Source organism: Streptomyces hygroscopicus subsp. hygroscopicus, from assembly GCF_001553455.1.
In the GTDB taxonomy this organism is placed as follows: domain Bacteria; phylum Actinomycetota; class Actinomycetes; order Streptomycetales; family Streptomycetaceae; genus Streptomyces; species Streptomyces hygroscopicus.
The window spans coordinates 1-2,940 of the sequence record NZ_BBOX01000484.1; the positions used below are offsets into that span (position 1 = coordinate 1).

The 2,940-nt window shown below is 78.2% G+C and carries 3 protein-coding genes; 1 reads left to right on the top strand and 2 read right to left on the bottom strand.

What is annotated here, in order from left to right:
• Positions 1 to 508 (top strand): glycosyltransferase family 9 protein (locus AXW62_RS36805; RefSeq protein ID WP_289306040.1); only part of this gene is annotated, 508 nt, incomplete at its 5' end.
• Positions 509 to 528: 20 nt separating this feature from the next.
• On the opposite strand, the gene AXW62_RS36810 is transcribed toward AXW62_RS36805, so the two are convergent.
• Both AXW62_RS36810 and AXW62_RS36815 read right to left on the bottom strand, forming a co-directional pair.
• Entirely contained in the window at positions 529 to 1,449 is a 921-nt protein-coding gene (locus tag AXW62_RS36810) for a glycosyltransferase family 2 protein (RefSeq protein ID WP_060948232.1), read from the bottom strand.
• Positions 1,439 to 2,413 (bottom strand): glycosyltransferase family 2 protein, encoded by a 975-nt coding sequence (locus AXW62_RS36815; protein WP_079115965.1) that lies wholly within the window; start codon positions 2,411 to 2,413, stop codon positions 1,439 to 1,441. The genes AXW62_RS36810 and AXW62_RS36815 overlap by 11 nt, the downstream gene beginning before the upstream one ends.
• Positions 2,414 to 2,940 lie beyond the last annotated feature (527 nt).

A 2,940-nucleotide genomic window follows, 5' to 3' on the forward strand; every position in this document is an offset into this window, starting at 1 on the left:
GTTCGGGGCCGTGGGCGCCGCGCTGCGCGCCGCCGGGCACCGGGTCGTCGTCACCGCGGGCGCGGGGGAGGCGGCGCTGGCCCACGACGTGGCACGGCGCGCCGGACTGCCCGGGGACGCCGTGCTGGGCGGCGACACCGACCCGCCGTTCACCGCACTGGCCGCGCTGGTCGCGTGGGCGCGGGCGGTGGTCGTCGGCGACACCGGCCTGGCCCATCTGGCGACCGCCCTGGGCACACCGTCCGTGGTGCTGTTCGGCCCGGTCGCCCCCCGCCTGTGGGGGCCGCCGCCCGGCGCGCTCCACCGGGCGCTGTGGCACCCGGACGACGATTCGGCCCGGCCGGGGGACGCCCATGGGGCCGCCCCGGACGAGCGGCTGCTGCGGATCACGGTGACCGAGGTCCTCCAGGCGCTGCACCGGCTCCCCGAGCCCAGCCCCCGCCCCTGGGCGACCGCGGTCGGACCGCGATCCGGCGCACACCGGGCCCCGCGGGGTCAGCCCACATAGCGCCGGGCGGCCCCGAGGGGTCAGCCCACATAGCGCCGGGCCGTCGACACCCGCTGGGCCTCGTCCAGCAGCCGCAGCCCGTGCTCGACCCGCGGGGGGACCACGGCCCGGCGGGCGACAGTGCCGGGCAGCCCCACGAACGCCTGCGCGAAGGCCCGCAGGCTCGCCCGGTCCCGGGGCACCGTACGCGCCAGGAACAGGGTGCGGCGCGCGGCGGAGGTGAGCGGGCGGCGCTGCCAGGTGAACCACAGCGTGTTCCGCAGCCCGCGCACCCGCCGGGCCGTGGCATCGCGGGCGACCGACGGCGCGTGGTGGATGGCCAGCTCGGGCGCGAACACCAGCCACCAGCCCAGGGCGGCGAGATCGGCGGCGAGCAGCTCCTCCTCCCCGCCGAGCCACAGCCGGGGCGAGAAGCCGCCCACCGAACGGAACGCGGAGGTGCGCACGCAGGTCGCGGCGGCGAGCACGGAGCCCAGCGCCGGGCCCGGCAGCCACCGCGGGCCCGGCACCGGCGAGGAGCGCAGCTCCGCCACGATGGGGTCCTCGGCGCCCTGGGGCTCGACCAGGATCCGGGCGGTCACCGACGCCAGCCCGGGATGGCGGTCCAGCAGGTCCGCGGCCGTCGACAAGGACCCCGGCGCCCACCAGGAGTCGTCGTCGCAGAAGGCGACGTAGGGCGTGTGCACCTGGCGTACCGCGACGTTCCGGCCCAGGGCGCCGAGGTTGCGGCCGGGCCGCAGCAGCCGTACCCGCGGGTGGAGCCGGGACACCGCCTCGGCGGTGCCGTCCGTGGAGCCGTTGTCGGTGACGATCACGGGCGGCCGCTCGGGCAGTTCGGCCAGCCGGTCCAGGGTGTGCAGCAACTCCGTCCGCCGGTCGCGGGTGATGACGACGACCGTCGTGCGGTCGTCCGCGGTTCCGGTGGCGCGGTCACCGGTCATGGGCGACGGTCCCCTTCCCACGCCCCTTCTCGTGCCGCTTCTCGTGCCGTCTCCCGTGCCGCGTCCGCGCGGGCCGCTGCCCGGCGGGCTCGTCCGCCCGCTGCCCGTCCACGCGCCGGGCGGCCTCCTCGACCCACGGTGGCAGCGGCCGGCGCTGCCACAGCGCGGTCGGCAGCCGGGCGAGCACCCCGCGCAGCGCGGCCCGCGCCTCCGGGTCCCGCCCGGCCTCGGCAAGGAGTGCGGCGGTGCGCCGGACCGCGAGCGGCAGGGGGCGGCGCAGCCAGCAGCCGAGCAGATCATTGCGCCGCACCACGGCGGTGCGGTCCCCGCGCGGTGCGGGGTCCGGGTGGTGGTGGGCGACCACCTCGGGGCAGTACGAGACCCCCCATCCCATCGCGGCGAGGTCATAGGCGAGCAGCGTCTCCTCACCGCCGAAGAAGATCAGCGGATGGAAGCCGCCCGCCTCCAGGAAGGCGCCACGGCGCACCACGGCCGCACAGGCGAGGAAGCCGAGGACCTCCGGTCCGGGAAGGTCCCCGGCCCGGCCGATGGGGGAGGCGGTCAGCGTGGCGTTCAGCGGGTCGGGCCGCTCCGCCGGGCCGACCCGCACCTGGGCCGCCAGCAGCCCCAGCCGCGGATGGGCGTTCAGCAGGTCGGCGGCCGTCGACAGGGACCCCGGCGCCCACCAGGAGTCATCGTCGCTGAAGGCCACGTAGGGGGTGCCGATGGCGCGTACGCCGTCGTTGCGGGCGAGCGCCCCGCGATTGACCGGCTGCCCCAGGACCCGCACCTGTGGGAACCGCTCCGCGACCATGGCCCTGGTGTGGTCCGTCGAGCCGTTGTCGACGACCACGACCGGTGGCCGCTCCGGCAGGGCGGTGAGGTGTTCGAGGGTCGTGGCGAGTCGCTCGGCACGATCGCGGGTGGCGACGACCACACCGACGGCGGGGCCTGGCGCGTTCATGGTCACCAGGTACCCGGTGCGGTGCCCGCTAAGCGGTGGCTGCTGAGCGGTGCCCGCTGAGCGGTGGCTGCGGAGGCGCCGCACGGTCCCCGTGCGATACGCGCCCGGCGACCCCGGGGCCCGGAGGGCGGCGGGGGGACCGGCGACCCCGAGGCCCGGCGGCGGGGGGACCGGGGCCCGGGCGCGGTGCCCGATCCCGAGGCGCGGTAACCGACACCGTGGCGCGGTACCGCCGGGGCGGCGCGGGCCTGCCCCCGTGGCGCGGTGGGGTACCCCACAGCGGCTTGACGGCCTGTGGCGCGGTGCGGCGCCCGGCCCCGCCCGATCCCGAGGCGCGGTAACCGGCACCGATGCGCGGTAACCGACGCCGAGGTGCGGCACCGCCGGGGCGGCGCGGGCCCAGTGGCGCGGCGCCGGACCTGTGGCGCGGTGCCAGGCCCGTGGCGCGGTGGGGTACCCCATAGCGGCTTGACGGCCTGTGGCGGGTGCGGCGCCCGGCCCCGTCCGATCCCGAGGCGCGGTAACCG